General features: G+C 35.2%; 17 protein-coding genes. 6 read left to right on the top strand and 11 right to left on the bottom strand.

The annotated features are described in order from the left end of the window. Both ABJI11_RS14135 and ABJI11_RS14130 read right to left on the bottom strand, forming a co-directional pair. A partial coding sequence (locus ABJI11_RS14135) for a TIGR03915 family putative DNA repair protein (RefSeq protein ID WP_348353527.1) occupies positions 1 to 549 on the bottom strand: 549 nt, incomplete at its 3' end. A 205-nt stretch (positions 550 to 754) separates the two neighbouring features. Beyond that, positions 755 to 2014 (bottom strand): putative DNA modification/repair radical SAM protein, encoded by a 1260-nt coding sequence (locus ABJI11_RS14130; protein WP_348353524.1) that lies wholly within the window; start codon positions 2012 to 2014, stop codon positions 755 to 757. Between the two features lie 140 nt (positions 2015 to 2154). Between ABJI11_RS14130 and ABJI11_RS14125 the strand changes: the two genes are divergently transcribed. Beyond that, a complete protein-coding gene (locus tag ABJI11_RS14125) occupies positions 2155 to 2922 on the top strand; it encodes a S24 family peptidase (RefSeq protein WP_348353521.1) in 768 nt (255 codons plus the stop codon). A 9-nt stretch (positions 2923 to 2931) separates the two neighbouring features. Here ABJI11_RS14125 and ABJI11_RS14120 read toward each other — a convergent pair whose 3' ends face one another. The 5 genes from ABJI11_RS14120 to ABJI11_RS14100 form a co-directional block, all read right to left on the bottom strand. Next, complete coding sequence (locus ABJI11_RS14120) at positions 2932 to 3357, bottom strand: GNAT family N-acetyltransferase (RefSeq protein WP_348353518.1); 426 nt, start codon at positions 3355 to 3357, stop codon at positions 2932 to 2934. Between the two features lie 382 nt (positions 3358 to 3739). After that, positions 3740 to 4336, bottom strand: coding sequence for a hypothetical protein (locus tag ABJI11_RS14115; protein WP_348353515.1), 597 nt, complete (start codon positions 4334 to 4336; stop codon positions 3740 to 3742). Positions 4337 to 4412: 76 nt separating this feature from the next. Continuing rightward, the gene (locus ABJI11_RS14110; RefSeq protein ID WP_348353513.1) at positions 4413 to 5099 is read right to left on the bottom strand and encodes a hypothetical protein; all 687 of its coding nucleotides are present in this window, start codon (positions 5097 to 5099) and stop codon (positions 4413 to 4415) included. 88 nt (positions 5100 to 5187) lie between these two features. Further along, positions 5188 to 6879, bottom strand: coding sequence for a gamma-glutamyltransferase (gene ggt / locus ABJI11_RS14105; protein ID WP_348353510.1), 1692 nt, complete (start codon positions 6877 to 6879; stop codon positions 5188 to 5190). A gap of 62 nt (positions 6880 to 6941) precedes the next feature. Next, positions 6942 to 7538 carry an acyl carrier protein phosphodiesterase gene (locus ABJI11_RS14100; RefSeq protein WP_348353507.1) on the bottom strand — a complete coding sequence of 199 codons (597 nt, stop codon included), beginning with the start codon at positions 7536 to 7538 and terminating at the stop codon, positions 6942 to 6944. A 95-nt stretch (positions 7539 to 7633) separates the two neighbouring features. Here ABJI11_RS14100 and glmM point away from each other — a divergent pair, with 95 nt between their 5' ends. Then, positions 7634 to 9022 carry a phosphoglucosamine mutase gene (gene glmM, locus ABJI11_RS14095; protein ID WP_348353504.1) on the top strand — a complete coding sequence of 463 codons (1389 nt, stop codon included), beginning with the start codon at positions 7634 to 7636 and terminating at the stop codon, positions 9020 to 9022. A gap of 69 nt (positions 9023 to 9091) precedes the next feature. On the opposite strand, the gene ABJI11_RS14090 is transcribed toward glmM, so the two are convergent. Continuing rightward, complete coding sequence (locus ABJI11_RS14090) at positions 9092 to 10009, bottom strand: lysophospholipid acyltransferase family protein (protein WP_348353501.1); 918 nt, start codon at positions 10007 to 10009, stop codon at positions 9092 to 9094. A 36-nt stretch (positions 10010 to 10045) separates the two neighbouring features. On the opposite strand from ABJI11_RS14090, the gene ABJI11_RS14085 reads away from it, so the two are divergent. Continuing rightward, positions 10046 to 10696: a rhomboid family intramembrane serine protease gene (locus ABJI11_RS14085; RefSeq protein ID WP_348353530.1), complete on the top strand. Its 651-nt coding sequence runs from the start codon at positions 10046 to 10048 to the stop codon at positions 10694 to 10696. Positions 10697 to 10822: 126 nt separating this feature from the next. Further along, entirely contained in the window at positions 10823 to 12484 is a 1662-nt protein-coding gene (locus tag ABJI11_RS14080; protein ID WP_348353498.1) for a hypothetical protein, read from the top strand. Positions 12485 to 12557: 73 nt separating this feature from the next. Here the strand turns inward: ABJI11_RS14080 and ABJI11_RS14075 are convergent, their stop codons facing one another. Both ABJI11_RS14075 and ABJI11_RS14070 read right to left on the bottom strand, forming a co-directional pair. Then, positions 12558 to 13676 carry a TlpA disulfide reductase family protein gene (locus tag ABJI11_RS14075; protein WP_348353495.1) on the bottom strand — a complete coding sequence of 373 codons (1119 nt, stop codon included), beginning with the start codon at positions 13674 to 13676 and terminating at the stop codon, positions 12558 to 12560. A 103-nt stretch (positions 13677 to 13779) separates the two neighbouring features. After that, on the bottom strand, positions 13780 to 14259 hold the full coding sequence (locus tag ABJI11_RS14070; protein ID WP_348353492.1) for a hypothetical protein: 480 nt from the start codon (positions 14257 to 14259) through the stop codon (positions 13780 to 13782). Positions 14260 to 14349: 90 nt separating this feature from the next. Here ABJI11_RS14070 and ABJI11_RS14065 point away from each other — a divergent pair, with 90 nt between their 5' ends. Then, positions 14350 to 17265, top strand: a complete 2916-nt coding sequence (locus ABJI11_RS14065) for an FAD-linked oxidase C-terminal domain-containing protein (protein WP_348353489.1) — start codon at positions 14350 to 14352, stop codon at positions 17263 to 17265. Positions 17266 to 17268: 3 nt separating this feature from the next. Here the strand turns inward: ABJI11_RS14065 and ABJI11_RS14060 are convergent, their stop codons facing one another. Further along, complete coding sequence (locus tag ABJI11_RS14060; RefSeq protein WP_348353487.1) at positions 17269 to 18138, bottom strand: UDP-2,3-diacylglucosamine diphosphatase; 870 nt, start codon at positions 18136 to 18138, stop codon at positions 17269 to 17271. Between the two features lie 229 nt (positions 18139 to 18367). Between ABJI11_RS14060 and aroC the strand changes: the two genes are divergently transcribed. Further along, positions 18368 to 19333 (top strand): chorismate synthase (gene aroC / locus ABJI11_RS14055; RefSeq protein WP_348353484.1); only part of this gene is annotated, 966 nt, incomplete at its 3' end.

Raw genomic sequence — 19333 nt, 5'->3', positions numbered from 1 at the left:
ATAGATACCGTATTTACGCTTTACATCATAAATAATCCACTGTTGATCTGCATACCTATTTCTAAAATGTTTAGAAATTAATGGTAAAACATCGTAATCTGGTTCAATGTTAGCAAAATAAACATCATCTTTCGTTAATTGAAAACGAACAAAAGCTTCCATTCTGTGTTTTTCTCTACCAACCTTATGTGCTAACTGATTAATTTTTAAAATTGCATCGTCACTAAAGTCAGTAGTGCCTAAAAATTTACTACCCATTAATTTTCTAATATATCTATAGAGAAGTGCTTCTGTACCTTTTTGCTCGCTTAGAAATGCAAAATAAATGTTTTTAATTGCAGAGTTACTATTGTTTCTAACTCCTTTCCAAACCCGTTGCGCTTTATCAATATTAGTAAATATGGTTTCGGTTTCAGTGAACAGACCACTTTGTAGTTTACTTTGTTTTTGAATATCTGCATGAATGAGTTTCTGTTCAAAACCAATAAATACAGCGGTCAAAAAACCGTTGAAACTTCCATCATAAACCAATGTTTTTTGTGTATTCATAATATTGTTTTAAAGGTGAAGAATACTTTTCTGCTGATTATTTTCAGCTTCTTCTTTATATTACTTTTAAAATTGACCCACTTGTATCCAGCGGCTAAAACCTGACTTTGACTACGTTCAATAGCAACATTTATTAAAGTTAAATCATGGTTTTGTAGTGGATTTTCAGTATTGTTCATAATATTAAATAATATAAAGTTTAGATTTAATTAAATAGAGATAACTGATTGGTAAATTGGTTTTTAAATTTACTATTTTGTGATTGTAAAATCATACCTTTAATCTTTGACGCTTCTAAATCTCTACGTTCCCAGTCAGAAGAGTTACATACAATAAAGTATTTTGCTCTGTTTAGTGCTATTCCCATTTTCTTCAAATGTTCCCAATTTAAACTACGGTATTTTCTGCCACTAATTATTTTATGGACAGAGCCCATTCCTATGCCCGGTATTCTAGCTAGCATTCTTGGTTCTGCTTTATTTATATCTACTGGGAAATGATTTAAATTTCTAAGAGCCCACATTAATTTTGGGTCAATATCCATATCTAAATTAGGATTATCTGCATCCAAGATTTCATTTACGTTAAAACCGTAAAAGCGAAGTAGCCAATCTGTTTGGTATAATCGGTTTTCTCTGAGCATTGGAACTTCAGATCCTAAAGAAGGCAATCTGCTATCTGTAGAAATAGGTACATAACCAGAATAATACACGCGTTTCATTTTGTAATTCTTATAAAAGTGGGTTGCAGAATACATAATGTCTTTGTCACTTTCTCCTGTGGCTCCAACTATCATCTGTGTACTTTGACCAGCAGGGGCATACTTAGCTGTACTTTTTATGATTTTACGTTCTTCAGAATATCTTATGATTTCATCTTTTACCTTTTGCATAGGTTTAATAAAATCTTCATGTTTTTTATCTGGAGCTAATAGTTTAAGACCGGATATAGTGGGGATTTCAATGTTTACCGATAAACGGTCCGCATATAATCCGGCCTCATACATTAGTTCATCACTTGCACCAGGTATGGACTTTAAATGAATGTAACCATTGAAATTTTCTTCTTCCCTAAGCTTTTTGGCAACTGCGATTAAACGTTCCATAGTATGGTCGGGACTTTTAAAAATACCTGAACTTAAAAAAAGACCTTCTATGTAATTTCTTCTGTAAAAATTGATAGTTAAATCTACAACCTCTTGTATTTTGAAGGCGGCTCTTTGTATATCGTTACTTTTACGGGTAACACAATAGGCGCAGTCAAATATGCAATGATTAGTCAGTAGAATCTTTAATAAAGAAACACAACGACCGTCTTCAGTATAGGTGTGGCAAATTCCATTACCTGTGTCTCCTAGACCATTATCCTTGTTCTTACGGTTACTGCCGCTACTTGAACAAGACACGTCATATTTGGCTGCATCTGCCAAAATATTTAATTTTTCTTTTATTCGGTTAAAATCCATAGGTTTTTGTAATTAATCCAAAATTATGGAATAATTCCTAATTATGGAAATAATCCAAATTATTTTTTGGATATAATCCATATTCACTATATTTGATGTATCGAGAACGTTAAGTGCTTGATTGATACCACACTATTACTATGGAGAACGAATTGACCTTGAAACGATTTACAGATTTACGAAGAGAACTTGGGTACACCCAGTCAGATTTTGCGGCTTTAATAGGTGTTTCTAGTACTACTGCTGATATAGAAAGAGGTAGAACCAAATTATCGGGAAAAGTGGTGTCAGAATTGCTAAAGCAGTTCAAGATTAATCCGTTGTGGTTGTTTGGAGAAAGTGAAGAGCAATATTTAGAGACTTCAAAGACAAGTGTAATACCTAAAGTAGTAACGGTAGATTCTGCTAACCGTGATAACATGGTTCTGGTAAACGCAAAAGCCGCTGCAGGTTATCCGCAAAATATCTCTGATACCAGTTGGTATCAGCAATTACCTGCTTTTGATTTACCTATCCCAGAGTTTAGAAATGCAACCTATCGTGGTTTTCAAGTTGAGGGGGATAGTATGTTGCCTAATTTGCATCCAGGTGAGTGGGTTTTAGCAAGAGCAATTGAACATATTGATTACGTTAGCGCTAATAAAATGTACGTTGTAGTTTTGCAAGATTCTATAATGGTGAAAAAAGTAGAGAAAAGACCCAATTCAAATAATGTAACGTTGATCTCTTTGAATGAAACATATCCACCTTATGATATAAAGCCATTTCAGATTCAAGAAATTTGGGAAGTAAGTAGTAAAATTACATTTAATGTAGATGCAACTACTGATAGCGGACTCTTACGTCAGTTACAAGAATCTATGAAAGAGTTAAAAAATCAATTACAGCACGTTAAGAAAGTTAATTAAAGTATAGATTTAATACTTTTTGATATACATTCCGCTTTCTTTAAGTTGGAACCCTAAGCTTTTGTAGAGTGAAATTGCTGCAGTTCTATGGTGTCCACTAAATAGTAATACATCATCAAGTTTTGATGCTTCAGCCTGTTCTAAAAGTTTTTCCATTAATTTTCTGCCAATGCCTTGACCTCTATAATCAGAGGATACAACAACATCTTCTATCATACCTTTGTGTCCAGATACTACCTTGTATTTCGCCATCATAGCAATACCTACTAATTTTTCATTATCCAAACAAACTACAACTTCAGTAGTGTTGTAATCCGATAATGCTGATGCTATGTCTAATTGGGTTAATTCTGAATTCAGTTGTTTATATAATTCGGTCAATTGAGATTGTAGTTCAGAGGTGACTTCGTTTAACGTAATTAACTTTATATCCATATTCTAAAATGATTTAAGTACTTAAAATTACTTCATTTTTAATAATTAAGAGCATCTGTCAATAACAACTGTTAGAAATAGGATTTTTTCACAGTATGTGAAAAAGTTACAGTTTTGGGTCTTTTATTTGATTGACTCTTATATATTTATGTACCAATAAGAATTATAGCTTTTAGATATTTTTTATCAACTAATGAATGTTTTAGTTGCATTTAGGGGTGGGGAGGTAGCAGGTGCCACAAAAACCCGGTATAAAGTTTTATGTATTCAAGCTTTCGAAAGTAAATGTAGAACTAGATGCGTGCATTACTAATTGATTTCTTGACAAAATAGAAATCTTAGAATGGACTAATCTCATAAGTAAATACAGTTTTACAGAATCCTAGCCTTTTCTTCGTTCAAGCAGCACCATCATCATTAAACTTAGAATGATGATATCATCGTCATTTCCGTTTAGTTTTTTGACTTCACTTACTTTAAAGCGACGACCAACCAAAGATTTTTCCTTGGATAAGCGTACTACTGTCTCATTATTTCCATTGATAACCAAGTAAGCCGGATTTAGAAATAAGCCTGTAAATAGATTAATAATAGGAATTTGGCCAACTAGACCATCCATTACTTTAACCCAAGCATTTTCTTCTCTTATGGTATATTTTAACTGTTTGTTTTGATCAAACACTTCATAATGTGCTTTCCATAAAGAAGCCCATCCTTTACGTCCAATTTTTCCAAATTCCTTACCGGTGGTGTCAGAAAAAGAATAGCATGCAGAAAAATCAATCCATCTATCTGCTTTTATATTGTACAGTAATTTAGTTTTACTGTCATTTTCATAGACACCTACATTCTCCTTAAATTTAAATAGCTTTTGCTTTACATAAGCCACCATTTTGCCGTTTGCATCTACGGCTGAAAAATCATTGGATAGTGTACCAATATGAAATGTAAAATCTAAAGGAAATTTATAGTCTTGCATGAAATAGTTTTCTGTTGGTGAATTTATATAACTGTATTGACAATATTATATTTTAATTTTAAGAGTAAATAGATGGTTAATACCCGCTAACTTCACCCATTGAAATTGAGAGCGGACCCAATTTATGCTGTGTTGGTAAAAAGACTCCGCTTTCTGTTTTAACCCATTCTTCCCAAGTAGCTTCTACACCACCGATAGGGATGATTTTAGTCCACAGTTTAAAACTTTTAGGTCTTCCACTAGGCTCAATAATCCACATATAAGAATCGCCTGGGGTATCTCCGCCAAGGGTGTATGTTACCAATAATGCTTCTGATCCATCTTCCATTTCTACTAAGTAACGCTCGGTTCCCTGATCAAATGCCTTAAAAGGAGCTACAAGCCAAAAAGAATCATTATTGAAATAGCTTTGTGCTTTTTCAATTAGGTCTTGTGTTTTTTCATAAGATGCGGATTCATTATTGATTGTAGCAGTACTAGAGGATGGGGTTATCAAATCTAGATATACCACAGTATCACCCCAAGAAACGGTAACTATTTCTTTTTCTCTGTCCCATTTGTAATTGTGGTCACCACGAAAAGACCATTCTAAAACCTTAGTATTATTGTAATTCTTATAATTTAAGGCATCGAACATTCTGTATGCTAAAGCGTCTGCTTCTGGTCCAGATTCTCCTACAGGTATAGGTTCGTTATAGAGGTAATATAAGATACCGTAACCTATAGCAGCCAATAAAATAAGTATACCTAATAATTTAAACAATTTATTTAACATAGTACCTTTAAATAATTAATTAGTAAAATGTTGTAATTTACTAAAAAAGTTAAAATTAAATTTATTGGAAATTTGATTAAAAGCCAACAGCAGCATCATCGCCACGTTTGTCGGCACCACCTTCAAGTTTACCGTTATTAAGAATACGAATAGCATCTACTTTACCAATTATAGGAGTTCTTTCTTCGTTAATTATATACCCTTTAGTTTTTAGCTCTTCTTTTAAAGTAGAAGGAAATCCGTCCGGTTCAAAAATTACCATATCAGGTAACCATTGGTGGTGAAAACGGGGGGCGTTAACCGCTTCTTGCATACTCATTTTAAACTCATAACCGTTTAAAATGGTTTGTGCCACGGCGGTAATAATTGTAGATCCTCCTGGGGTACCAACAACCATCCACAATTTCCCGTCACGTTCAACGATTGTTGGGGTCATACTACTCAACATTCTTTTCTCAGCGGCAATACTATTTGCCTCGGCACCAACAAGTCCAAACATATTGGGTACACCTGCTTTAGAGCTAAAATCATCCATTTCATTGTTTAAAAAGAAGCCAAGTTCATCAGAATATAGTTTTGAGCCATAAGCACCGTTAAGTGTTGTAGTAACCGATATAGCATTGCCTTCCTGATCTACAATAGAGTAGTGGGTAGTTTCCATACTTTCTACGATTTCTATATTTCCATGTTCAACCTCAGAAGATTTTGTTGCCTTTTCAAAAGAGAAATTAGCCATTCTTTCGGCTAGGTAGTCATCACTTAATAATTTGTCATATGGAATTTCAACAAAGTCAGGATCACCTAGAAAGTAATTTCTATCAGCATAAGCTCTTCTAGAGGCTTCGGTAAATAATTGCACCATTTTTGGGGAATTATGACCCAGTTTAGCAACGTCATGCTTTTCCATCATCTTGAATATTTGATTGATGGTTACGCCGCCACTGCTAGGCGGACTCATAGAAATGATGTGTAAATCCCTGTAATCAAAAGTAATTGGGTCTCTCCATACCGCCTGGTATTTTTCTAAATCCTCTTCAGTAATATAACCACCATTATCTTGAATAAATGCTGCAAGTTTTTGGGCAACTTCACCTTTGTAGAATCCGTCTCTACCATTTTTTGCAATACTTCTAAATGTATTTGCCAATGCAGGGTATTTAATGGTGTCATTGGTTTTGAATACAGTGGCGAACTTTGTGCTGTCACTGTTCACTTCAATAAACTTATCTCGTTGACTGGCTAATCGCTTTTCTTGATTAGCGGTAACGACAACGCCACGTTCTGCTAGAGCAATAACCGGAGCCATAATTTCTTCTAAGGGTAGAGATCCAAATTTTTTATGCACTTCAATAATACCGGCAACTGTTCCTGGAACTCCTACAGCGGTTGCGCCTACAGTACTTTTACCGGGAATCACATTGCCCAATGAATCTAAATACATGTCTTTATGAGCTGATAAAGGAGCTTTCTCTCTATAATCTAGAGCGCCAACTTCACCATCTGCTTTTCTATATACCATAAATCCGCCACCGCCAAGATTTCCTGCAAACGGATATGCGACAACCAAAGCCATTTCTGTGGCTACCATAGCATCAAAAGCGTTGCCACCTTTTTCCATAATATCACTACCTATTTTAGAAGCTTCTTCACGTGCCGAAACAACCATTGCTTTATCGGTAACCGTTCCTGTGGGTGCAGCAGGATTCTCTTTGCAACTGCCTAAAATTACAAATGCAGCTAGCATGAATATCAATTTAGTTTGGTTCATAGTTAGTTAATTTAATTATTTATATAAATAAGTTTAAAATATTGGTTATAGGTAATTAATGATTATTTCATAAATATGAGAGAAGTGTATTTTTGTTTTGAAAAAGTAATAAGTTCTTCAAAGAACTCTGTAAATTCTGCTTCAAAGGCTTCATAGTGTTCTTCAAGGTCTAGAATGGCAAAATTCATTTTAGATTTATTGTTGGTTCTACGATTCATACCGTTCAGTACACGAGCAATTCCATCCATTTTAGAGTAGTTGAAAATCCAATTGTCGGTAATCATATAGGGCATCATTTTTTTGACACCTATAGGTAGTATCTCGTAATTGTCTTCTAGAAGGTCATAAAACTGATCCACAAAAACATCTAATGGTGTGTCAGAATATTTCGACCAGTTTTTAGCTAAAAAGTGATCGTAATAAATGTCAACAATCACCCTACTGTAATGACTGTAATTGGCATGTAAGCGCTTGCTGCTAATTTTAGGTATTGGGTGCGTGTCTGTATAGGTATCTATATGACGATGCAGTTTTATGCCTTTTTGTACCTTGATTGGTAGGTGATCAAACTTGTTGGCACGTATACTATCTGCTATAAAGTTTCCTATAGTAATTTCTTTATCGTTAAAAGAAAGATAAATATGAGCTAAAAAATTCATTCGCCTAAATTATGCTTAGTAGTTCGAATTTACAAAGAAGGGCAATAGTGATAAGTATGATACGTTTATATTTGCAAAAAACTTATTAAGATTATATGACACTAATAAAATCTATTTCAGGAATTCGAGGTACTATTGGAGGAAAGCCAGGAGACAATCTAACACCGATTGATGCTGTAAAATTTGCTGCTTCTTACGGGATATGGTTGAAAGACTATTCTAAAAAGGAGAAGTTAAAAGTTGTTATTGGTCGTGATGCACGTTTGTCTGGCGAGATGATTCAAAACCTTGTAGTTTCTACTTTGGTAGGTTTGGGAATAGATGTGGTAGATTTAGATTTGTCCACAACGCCAACTGTTGAGATAGCGGTACCCATGGAAAACGCAGATGGTGGAATTATCTTAACGGCAAGCCATAACCCTAAGCAATGGAATGCGCTTAAACTCTTAAATGAGAAAGGAGAATTTTTAGATGCAGCTCAGGGAGCTAAAATTTTGGAAATCGCAGAAAAAGAAGATTTTGATTTTTCTGATGTTGATGATCTTGGTGTTATTAACAAAAATGACAGTTATATTGATATACATATAGATGAAGTTTTAAACCTTTCTTTGGTAGATGCTGAAGTGGTAAAGAAAGCAAAGTTTAAAGTTGTTGTTGATGGTGTAAATTCTACTGGCGGTATAGCCATACCAAAACTATTAAAAGAATTTGGTGTAGATGTAGTGGAGTTGTACTGTAAACCAACAGGACATTTTCCACATAATCCAGAGCCTTTAAAAGAGCACTTAAAAGATATTTGCGATTTAGTTGTTGAAGAAAAAGCTGATTTCGGTATCGTAGTAGATCCAGATGTGGATCGTTTGGCATTTATAAGTAATGATGGTGAAATGTTCGGTGAGGAGTATACTTTGGTTGCCTGTGCAGATTATGTATTAGGAAAAACAAAAGGTAATACCGTTTCTAACTTGTCATCTTCTCGTGCTTTACGTGATATTACTCAAAAGCATGGTGGTACCTATGAAGCTGCAGCTGTTGGAGAAGTTAATGTTGTTACTAAAATGAAAGTCAATAATGCGGTTATTGGTGGTGAAGGTAACGGTGGTATCATATACCCTGAAAGTCATTATGGTCGTGACTCATTGGTTGGTACGGCTTTGTTTTTAATGTTGATGGCAGAAAAAGGAGGTACGGTTGCTGAGCTAAGAGCTAGCTATCCAAGTTATTTTATGAGTAAAAAGAAGATTCAGTTGACTCCAGGTTTAGATGTTGACGGAATTTTGAAGTCCATGGCAGAAAAATATGCCGATGAAGAAATTTCTACGATTGATGGTGTAAAGGTTGACTTTGCAGAAAACTGGGTACATCTTCGAAAATCGAATACAGAACCTATAATTAGAATTTATACGGAAGCTAAAAGTCAAACAGAGGCTGATGGTCTTGCAGATAGAATTATTGGTGAGATAAAAGCGATTGCAGGTTTGTAATTACCGAGCCTTGTCAATAAAAAAAAGCCGAAAGTAGTTCAACTGCTTTCGGCTTTTTGTTTTATAATATTAATTTACTTCTGCAAATGCGGCGGGTTTTTTGCCTCTGTGCTTCCAGCGTTTGTGAGTCCAAAGGTAATATGCTGGTTTTTCTCTTATTTGTTCTTCTGTGAGCCTTAAGAAAGTATTTGTAATTTCATGCTCTTCAGTCTCTTTGCTGTTTACGGCTATTGGAATAAATTCTGCTTTGTAGTGACCGCGTTTTACCTTACTGACTTTCAGAAATACCGTTGCTAAACCTGTTTTGCGAGCCAAAGCTTCTCCGCCGTTAAAAATTGGAACGGTAATGCCCATGAAGTCCGTCCAATAATGTGCTTTGTGTGCCTGTGGAGATTGGTCACTGACCATACCATAAGTTGATCGTATATTATTTCTGTAATTCTTAATAACCGTTTTAGCGGTTTGGGCTTGTGTTATTAATGTGGTGTTCCATCGGGCTCTTACTTTTCTAATGAATTTATCAAAATAAGAATTATTTATTTTTTGATAAACGGCATATCCTTTAGAGTTCACGTAATTATTGATACTTACATTCCATTCCCAATTGGCATAATGAGCACATAAAATTATAATACTGCGTTCTTTTTCTATTTCCAATAAAACTTCTGGGTTAACAAGTTGGTACTTTTTAGCGACCGCCTCTTTACTTAAATTCATGGTTTTTACCATTTCTAAGAACATATCGCAAAGGTGTTTGTAGAAATCCTTTTCAATACGGTGAATTTCTTCCTTTGTCTTGTCCGGGAAGACCAAATTCAGGTTCTCTTGAACCACTTTTCTTCGGTATCCAAAAACACGATATATAAAGAAACAGGCAATATCAGATAAGCCATAAAATAGACGATGTGGCAAAATAGAAACGACCCATAAAAATGGATAGATTAAAACAAAGGCCAATAGTTGCATTCTCAAAAAAATTATGGACAAATATAGTTATATTTGACGCCAAATAAAGGGCAGATAATGTACAACATTGATATAGCGACAATAGCAATAATAGCGGCAAATGTATTAGTGTCAATGAAGGGATTCAATGATACTACATTTTTTGAACGATATAAATTTAGTATTGGTGCTATTAAGGCAGGGCAAAAAGACCGTATGGCAACCTCAGGTTTTTTGCATGTAGACATTTCTCATTTGCTTTTTAATATGTTAACCTTATATTTCTTCGCAGGGGTTGTAATTAATTGGTTTGATACTACAAAATTTCTAATCATTTATGCCGTAAGCCTGTTAGGAGGTAGCTTGTTGGCTTTGAGTTTTCATAAAGATGAACCATATTATTCTGCAGTTGGTGCCAGTGGTGCAGTAACCGGTATTTTGTATTCGGCAATTCTTCTTCAGCCAAATATGAGATTAGGTATTATGTTTATTCCAATTCCTGTCCCTGCATATGTTGTGGGTATTGGTTATCTATTGTATTCAATTTACGGTATGAAGAAAAGATTGGGTAACATTGGTCATACTGCACATTTCGGTGGGGCAATAGGTGGCTATTTGACCACACTTTTATTTATGCCGAGTTTGTTACAGACAGATACCCTTATGGTGGGCTTACTGGCATTGCCAATTGTATTGTTGTTGGTTCTAGAAAAAATGGGTAAGATTTAAGCTACTCTACAATATTTTATGGATAAAGTGTATGATTTACCCTAATAAAGTGTATTTCATCGTATTTCCCTGTGTATAGACAACAATCGCAAAGGTCGGGTCGTTATTGCAAAAAACCCGATCAAAATGAAATTACCCCTATCTGTAAGAAAAGTATGTTTTACAGCTGTAACTGCGTCTTTATTTATAGCAAGTTGTAGTGATGAAACTACTGTTTTTGAAAATCCTGAAGATAATTTAGTGAGTGAAACCGATCAATCTAAGCTAGATAACAGCGTTAGCTTTGAGCGTGCGGGTGTCTTGGATATTTTTGAAGATCCAATAGCCAGTGCAAAAAGATCAAGTCTCACAGGAAAAGATGAAGAAGAAGCTGGGGATTATCCGCTTTCGCTAGTTGCGCAAATTGAACCACCAACTTTTACCAACGGAGAGAATTTAGCTGCTACCCACGTAGCATTAGATGGTGATTATGGTTATGTCTCCTATAATACAGTTGGTCAAGACTATGTTGGTGCTATTGATGTTATTGATATTAGTGATCCAACAAGCCCAAAGGTAACCTCACGAGTTTATTATACAAATGCAGATTTAAATTCTATTGCCTATGATAATGGTTATGTTTATGTTGCAGGTGGTGTAGATGCAGAGCAATCGGTAACGGCTACGGCTAATTCTTTGGTTGCTAAAATTGCAGTAAGTGGTGGTAGAATGAACACATCTAGCATTACTTATGGTTTTCAAGAAGGATTTAATGCTACGGATGTGCGTATAATAGATAATAAAGTGGTGGTAACTAGCGGACAGGATGGCTTTGTGGTTATTTATGACAAAAACGATTTAAGTGTATTGAACGAATCTGCTTTTTCAGATTTACGTTCTGTAGCTTATAATGGTAATGAAATAGCTGTTTTAGATGCGGCACAAGGCGTAAACTTTTTGGATCAAAATTTGAACATTACCCGTAGTATAGCTATTGATTCCGATTTCGGAATAGATGCTAAACGTACATTAGATTTCTTAAATGAAAATATAGTTGTTTCGGAAGGAACTAAAGGAGCCGGTGTGTATAACGCAACTTCAGGCAGCTTTGTAGAATACTTGCCAATTTTAACAAGTCCGGAAAATGCTGAACCAGGTGAAATTGTTACTAACGGTGTAGCGGTGAACGAAAATGTGTTGTTAATGGCAAATGGTGCTGGCGGATTAAGTCTTTCAGAAACTAACGAAAATACTACATTAGGTGTTGGTGTAATTGAGTTAACAGGTTCAATAAACTATATAGCTACAAAAGGAGATTATGTTTTTGCTGCATCTGGTAAATCAGGTTTTCAGATTATTAAACTTAACAGACCTAGTGAAAGCTTGGCTGAACGTTGTTCTGAATTACAGAGCTATTCTGGTAGTGCAAATCTAAACGTGAACAGCGGTGATGATTTTGCATATAGAGGGTCAAAAAGATTCAATAATATGAACATTGGGGGTAATTTACTGCTTTGTGGCTCATGGACAGTACAGGATGGTGTTAATTTAAATACCGATGGCTTGTTTGAAATGAATGGAACGTTGGTTATTGGTAGAAATAACAGGCAAAGAAATGTATCGATCAATTCTGGAGCAACATTAAGGGTAGAAGGTAATTTAACTATTTATGGTGATCTAAATCTTAATGAAGGTTCAACTATAGAGTTTATAGGAGATGATTCTGTGGTAAATATCTTTGGTAAGGTAAACCGAGGAGCCAATACTACGGTTGAAGGGTCCTTTAGAGATGTTAGAGGTTCATTCTAATCGAACAATTTAAAACATATTAAAAAAGCCCGAACATTTACTGCTCGGGCTTTTTTATTTTGTGATATAAGGTTTAGTTCAGTAGCTCGGCAACCTTAGCCTCTAGCGCTGGTCCTCTTAGATTTTTAGCAACGATAACTCCGTTTTCATCCAATAAGAATGCAGCAGGTATAGCGTCAACGTTATATAGTTTAGCAATTTGATCGTCAAAATATGCAATGTTAGAAATATGATTCCAAGCCAATCCGTCTTCTGCAATTGCTCTTTTCCATGCTTCATCAGTTCTGTCTAAAGAAACACCTAAGATATTTAATCCTTTATCATGGTACTTATTGTATACTGCAACAATATTAGGGTTTTCGGCTCTACAAGGTCTGCACCATCCTGCCCAGAAATCGATTAAAGTTACTTTTCCCATAACATCTTTCAAAGCAAGTTCAGTTCCATCGGGACTAGGTCCTGAGAATTCAGGAGCTTTAGCGCCAATGCTTGAATTTTTACCAGCTTCTTCAGAAGCCTTTAATTTTTCTATACCTTCTTGTATTTGTTTACCAGGTTTAGAGTTTTTTATTTCTTCGGAAAGTGTTGAATAAATTTCTTCTGCTTCTTCTAATTCGACAGCTTTAGTTGCAACAGCTCTATCTAAAACCAAAGCGGAGATTAATGCTTTAGGGTGACTTTTTACATAATCAAGCTCAAAGGTTTTGTACTCTTCTTGCAGTTCTTTCATTTCATCTTGCAATGCTAATGCAGATTCTCCTGAAGCAGCTTTCATATCTTGTTGAATAGATTGTGCTTGAAGAGAGATTTCTCTTGATTGCTCCATGTAGTCCGCAAAAGTATCATTCTGAAAAGTACCGCTAATATCGGCAAATCCCATACTATCTCTTTGTGCGTTAAATTGTATTTCTCCGTTTTCTAGAATTACGGCAGTGTAACCTGGTAATTGTTCAACAAAAATATAGTGAAGTTCAGGAATATCAGATTTACCGGTAAAAGTAAACTCGCCATTTGTAGTTGTAGCGGTGTCCACTTCCATTGGTTGATTGTTTTCTCCTATTTTCTTCAAGAAAACACGAGTGCCATCTGTCAATTCGCCTCTCAACTTACCGTTTAAAGTAAAGCTTTCTGGTTTTGAGTTGCAGCTGAACAATAAGACTCCTGCAAGCAGTATTAAAATACTATTTTTCATAAATTTCACTTAGATTAAGTTACAAATGTACTTATATATAGGATATAAAAAAAGACCCTTAACGCAATGGTTAAAGGTCTTTTTAATAATGTAATAGTTAAACTTAAAATTGATAGCGTATACCTAGTCCAATATCAAAATCAAAATTATCAGAGAAGCCATCATAACCTACTACTCCTAATTCTGGTCTAAAATCTAGTGATAGAACTAAAGGAATGTCAAAATTATACTCAATACCAACGTCACCAGCGGCAAATACAAACAATCCGCCGTCATCTCCGGGGAAGTCAACACTTCCTAATCCGCCACCAACGCCATAATACCATTGAAAATTACCCTCAATTGGTCTTACCCATTGATATAGGCCTGCAATTTTGAATGCGTTAAAATTTCTACTGTCTCTCCATCCTAGGTCAAATTCCATTCTAGTGTCACGTGTCAATGATTTTTGATAACTGACTTCAGCTCCAAATCCGTCACTGTCTCCTAATCGTAATCCTAGGGCATGATTAGATATTTCTTGTGCGGATAGCGAACAGGTTGCCATAAAAATCAATACGGTAATACCTTTTAAAATCTTCATATAGTTATTCTTTTTTGTGATGAAAAATGAGCCAATTTGTAATGTTGCTCACACAATAAAACTTAATTTAGCAATCAAAATTGTGTTACGTTGGATAATAATTCACTGTCAAAGTTACGACAAGATATAGAGGGAGATGTACGATTTGATAATCTTACCAAGACTATTTATGCTACAGATGCGTCTGTGTATAGAAAAATACCTTTAGGTGCCGCTTTCCCAAAAAGTGTTGAGGATATCAAAAAAATTATACAATTTGCCAACAATGAAAAAATAGGACTCATACCTAGAACGGCAGGTACTTCCTTGGCTGGACAATGTGTGGGCGATGGTTTGGTGGTAGATGTATCAAAGCATTTTACAGAAATCATAAGCCTAGATCAAGAAAAGAAACAGGTAACCGTTCAGCCAGGTGTAATTAGAGATGAGTTAAATCAATATTTAAAACCATATGGTTTGTTCTTCGGGCCTAATACATCAACTTCAAATAGATGTATGATCGGCGGTATGGTGGGCAATAATTCTTCTGGTACCACATCTATTCAATATGGGGTAACAAGAGATAAGGTTATTTCAATGAAAACCATTCTTTCAGATGGTAGTGAAGCCGTATTTGGTAGAATGACTACAGCTGAATTTAAGCAAAAACAACAAGAAAAATCATTTGAAGCATCTCTTTATAATAGTATATTTAATGAGCTTAATGATAGTAACATAGCATCTGAAATAAAAGAGCATTTTCCAAAGCCTGAAATTCATAGAAGAAGTACTGGTTATGCGGTAGATGAATTGTTGAAATCAGATATGTTAGGTGGTGAATTGCCTTATTTCAATATGGCAGAATTGCTATGTGGTAGTGAGGGAACACTGGCTTTTACTACTGAAATTACTGTTCAATTAGATGACCTTCCACCAGCATTATCGGCAATGGTGGTTACTCATTATACGTCTTTAGAAGATTGTTTGATGGATGTGGTTCCGGTAATGGAACACCCGCTACAATTGTGTGAAATGATGGATAAGGTTATTTTAGATTGTACCAAAAATAACCGTGCGCAATTGGCTAATCGGTTTTTTGTAGAAGGTGATCCAGCTGCGTTATTAATGTTACAAGTATCGGCGCATACAGAAATAGAGTTAAACGAAGCTGTGGCCTCGTTACAACAAACCATAGCTAAATCTGGGCTTAGTTATGCTAATCCTGTATTATATGGAAATCAAATACCCAAAGCAATAGAATTGCGTAAAGCAGGTCTGGGCTTGTTAGGTAATATTGTAGGGGATATGAAGGCTGTAGCTTGTATAGAAGATACTGCGGTAGCCTTGCCAGATTTAAAGGATTTCATTGCAGAATTTTCCGTTATTATGAAAGGTTACGGGCAAAATGCAGTGTATTATGCCCATGCAGGAGCGGGTGAATTGCACTTGCGTCCAATATTGAATCTTAAGAAATCTAGCGATGTAGGTCTTTTTAGGGATATTACAACAGACGTTGCCAGACTTACAAAAAAATACAGAGGCTCTTTTAGTGGTGAGCACGGTGATGGCATTGTGCGTGCAGAGTTTATACCCATAATGATCGGTGATAATAATTACCAGCTATTGAGAAGGATTAAGTCGTACTTTGATCCAAATGGTATTTTTAATCCAGGAAAAATAGTAGATGCTTACCCAATGGATAAGTCATTTAGATATGAAGTAGACCGCAAAGAGCCAGAGATTAAAACATTACTAGATTTTTCTGATAGTGAGGGTATACTCAAAGCTGCAGAAAAGTGTAATGGAAGTGGTGATTGTAGAAAAACACACCATATGAACGGTGGTATGTGCCCTAGCTACCATGCTACCAAAAATGAAAAAGATACTACTAGAGGTAGGGCAAATACATTAAGAGAGTTTTTAACGAACCCAATTAGTGATGCTAAAAATAGTTTCGATAGTCCTGAAATTAAAGAAGCATTTGATCTTTGCTTAAGTTGTAAGGCCTGTGCAAGTGAGTGTCCAAGTAATGTAGATGTATCTACTTTAAAAGCAGAATTCTTATATCAATATCAAGAGGCTAATGGTTACTCTTTAAGGGGTAAGTTGTTTGCGTATAACACCAAGCTAAATGGATTGGGAAGTAAGGTTTCTGGACTTACGAATGCTATGTACGACTCTAAATTTTTTGGAGGTTTGCTGAAAAAAACTAGCGGGGTTGCAAAAGAAAGAAGTTTACCAAAAGTTTATAGTTTCAATTTCAATAAACATCTTCAAAAATCTAGTAATCAAAATACTAAGTTGAAGAGTAAAGTTGTCTTGTTTATTGATGAATTTACCAAATATTTAGATATAGAGGTAGGTAAAGATGCTATTGAGCTATTAACCGCTCTTGGGTATGATGTAGAATTGTATTATGCGGAAAGTGGAAGAACTTTCCTGTCTAAAGGCTTTTTAAAACAAGCTCAAAAATTGGCGGTTAAGAATGTAAACGAATTGAAGAAGTTTGCAGATGCAGGTTTACCTGTTTTAGGTTTGGAGCCGTCGGCCATTTTATCTTTTAGAGATGAATACAAGCGTATGACAGCTGATAAAGAGACAGCGCAGAAAATAGCTAATAACTCATTTTTAATTGAAGAGTTTTTAGCACAAGAGATAGCTGATGGTAATTTAAGCTCGTCTGATTTTACGGATGAAGCTAGAGATATAAAAATTCACAATCATTGCCATCAAAAAGCATTGAGTAATCAAAAAGTAACTTTTGATGTTTTGAATCTACCCAGAAACTATAAGGTTACCATTATAGCATCTGGTTGTTGTGGTATGGCCGGTTCTTTTGGTTACGAAGAAGAGCACTATGAAACCAGTATGAAAATTGGGTCATTAAAATTATTCCCTGCAGTTAATAAATCATCCGCAGAAACAATAATTGCAGCCAATGGTACTAGTTGTAGACATCAAATATTTGATGGTACTAAGAGAATAGCAAAACATCCGGTAAGTATATTGAAAGAAGCGTTGGTGTAATTATTAATCTGTTAGTCCGCCTTTCTCTTTCTTATTCTTTAGTTTTCTTTCTTTACGATCGGTTATGGTGGCAATGAGTTCGTTCATGTCCATAGACTTAAGTTCCTCATCCATATAAAATGAAGCTAGCTTGTCATTTTCATAGCGGTAGAGTTTCCAACGTTTAAAAGAATATTCAAGGGCTGTCATATGTTTTACCCAATCTCCGGAATTTAGATATAGGCATTCTCCCTTTATTGTTTCAAAAAGTTGTTTGTTCGGTGCATGGCTATGTCCACATACTACATGGTCATAATGCTGTTTAATAGCCATTTTGGCTACGTTCTTTTCAAATAGGGCAATTTGTTCAGGGTCACGATTACCATGTTCTAAATCTGGATTAGAAAATGGTTTGTTTTTCTTTCCAAATAATTTCAACGCTTTAGTTTTAAGTTTTGCAAGTTTTAGTAAAATGTCAAAACCTGCTCCTCCAAAATTTAGTAGCCATTGTGAGTGACGAAATGAAAAATCAAAAATATCACCATGAAAGAATAGTGTGTTTTTTCCATTAAGTTTTAATGTAAGTCTATTGGATACCTGTATTGCTCCCATATAAAGTTCGTCAATCTTACGAAAAGGCTCATCACGATTGCCTGTAATATAATGAACAACGGTACCCTTGGCAGCCAAGGAGAATATCTTCTTTACTACTTTTAAATGAGAAGGAGGAAAGTAGTTGTTACGCATTTTATTTGCGTCAAGTATATCACCATTTAGAATAAGAATTTTTGGGTCTATGCTAGATAGATAGGTCAATAATTCTTCTGCATGACATGCATATGAACCTAAATGAACATCTGATAAAACAGCTATTTCAAGACGGCGTTTTTTCAAGGGGATAATTTTTAAGGCAAAATTAAACCTAAAGACATACGTGACAGCTACTTACTTGGTCAACAATTTTTAATCATAAGGTTAAATAATCATTATCACAAAAGAGTAAGATTAAGCTAATATTAAGCGCTTTTTAAATTTTTCTTTCCAGCATTTAACATTTACCTTTGATGTCAGTTGAATTGTAAGTTTTACAAACTGCATTATATCATATTAGAACGTACGTATTATGGCCGGAAATACCTTTGGGAATATATTTAGGGTAAGCACTTTTGGAGAATCACATGGAAAGGCAATTGGTGGAGTTATAGATGGCTGTCCGTCAGAGATAGCGTTAGATTTTGATGCCATACAGAATGATCTAAATCGTCGTAAGCCAGGTCAGTCTGCTATTGTTACCCAACGAAAAGAACCAGATGAAGTAGAATTTTATTCGGGAATTTTTGAGGGAAAAACTACGGGAACCCCAATTGGATTTGCAATTCATAACACCAATCAAAAATCTAAAGATTACGGGCATATAAAAGATTCTTATAGACCATCACATGCAGACTACGTATATGATAAGAAATATGGATTTAGAGATTACCGAGGTGGTGGTAGAAGTTCTGCACGTGAAACTGCCAGTAGAGTAGTGGCAGGTGCCATTGCAAAACAGTTTTTAAAAGGTATAGAGATTCAGGCTTTTGTATCTCAAGTTGGGGATATGAGTTTGGGTAAGCATTATACCGAACTAGATTTGTCATTAACAGAATCTAATGCTGTTCGTTGCCCTGATCCAGAAATGGCTTTAAAAATGGAGGATTATATCAAGTCCATTAAAAAAGATGGAGATACCATTGGTGGAATTATTACCTGTGTTGCCAAAAATGTACCGATTGGTTTAGGAGAACCCGTTTTTGATAAGCTTCATGCTGAATTAGGCAAGGCAATGTTATCCATTAACGCTGTGAAAGGTTTTGAATACGGAAGCGGATTTGAGGGCGTTAAGATGAAAGGTAGTGAACACAACGATCAATTTAATAAAGATGGTTCTACAAAAACCAACTATAGTGGTGGTATACAAGGCGGCATAAGTAACGGAATGGACATCTACTTTAACGTTGCATTCAAACCTGTTGCAACCGTAATTCAGGGCTATGAAACAATTGATAAAGAGGGTAATACCATTAAAACACAGGGTAAAGGTAGGCAT

The organism is Maribacter sp., assembly GCF_039968975.1.
Lineage (GTDB): Bacteria > Bacteroidota > Bacteroidia > Flavobacteriales > Flavobacteriaceae > Maribacter.
This window is presented reverse-complemented; position numbering and strand designations above follow the sequence as displayed.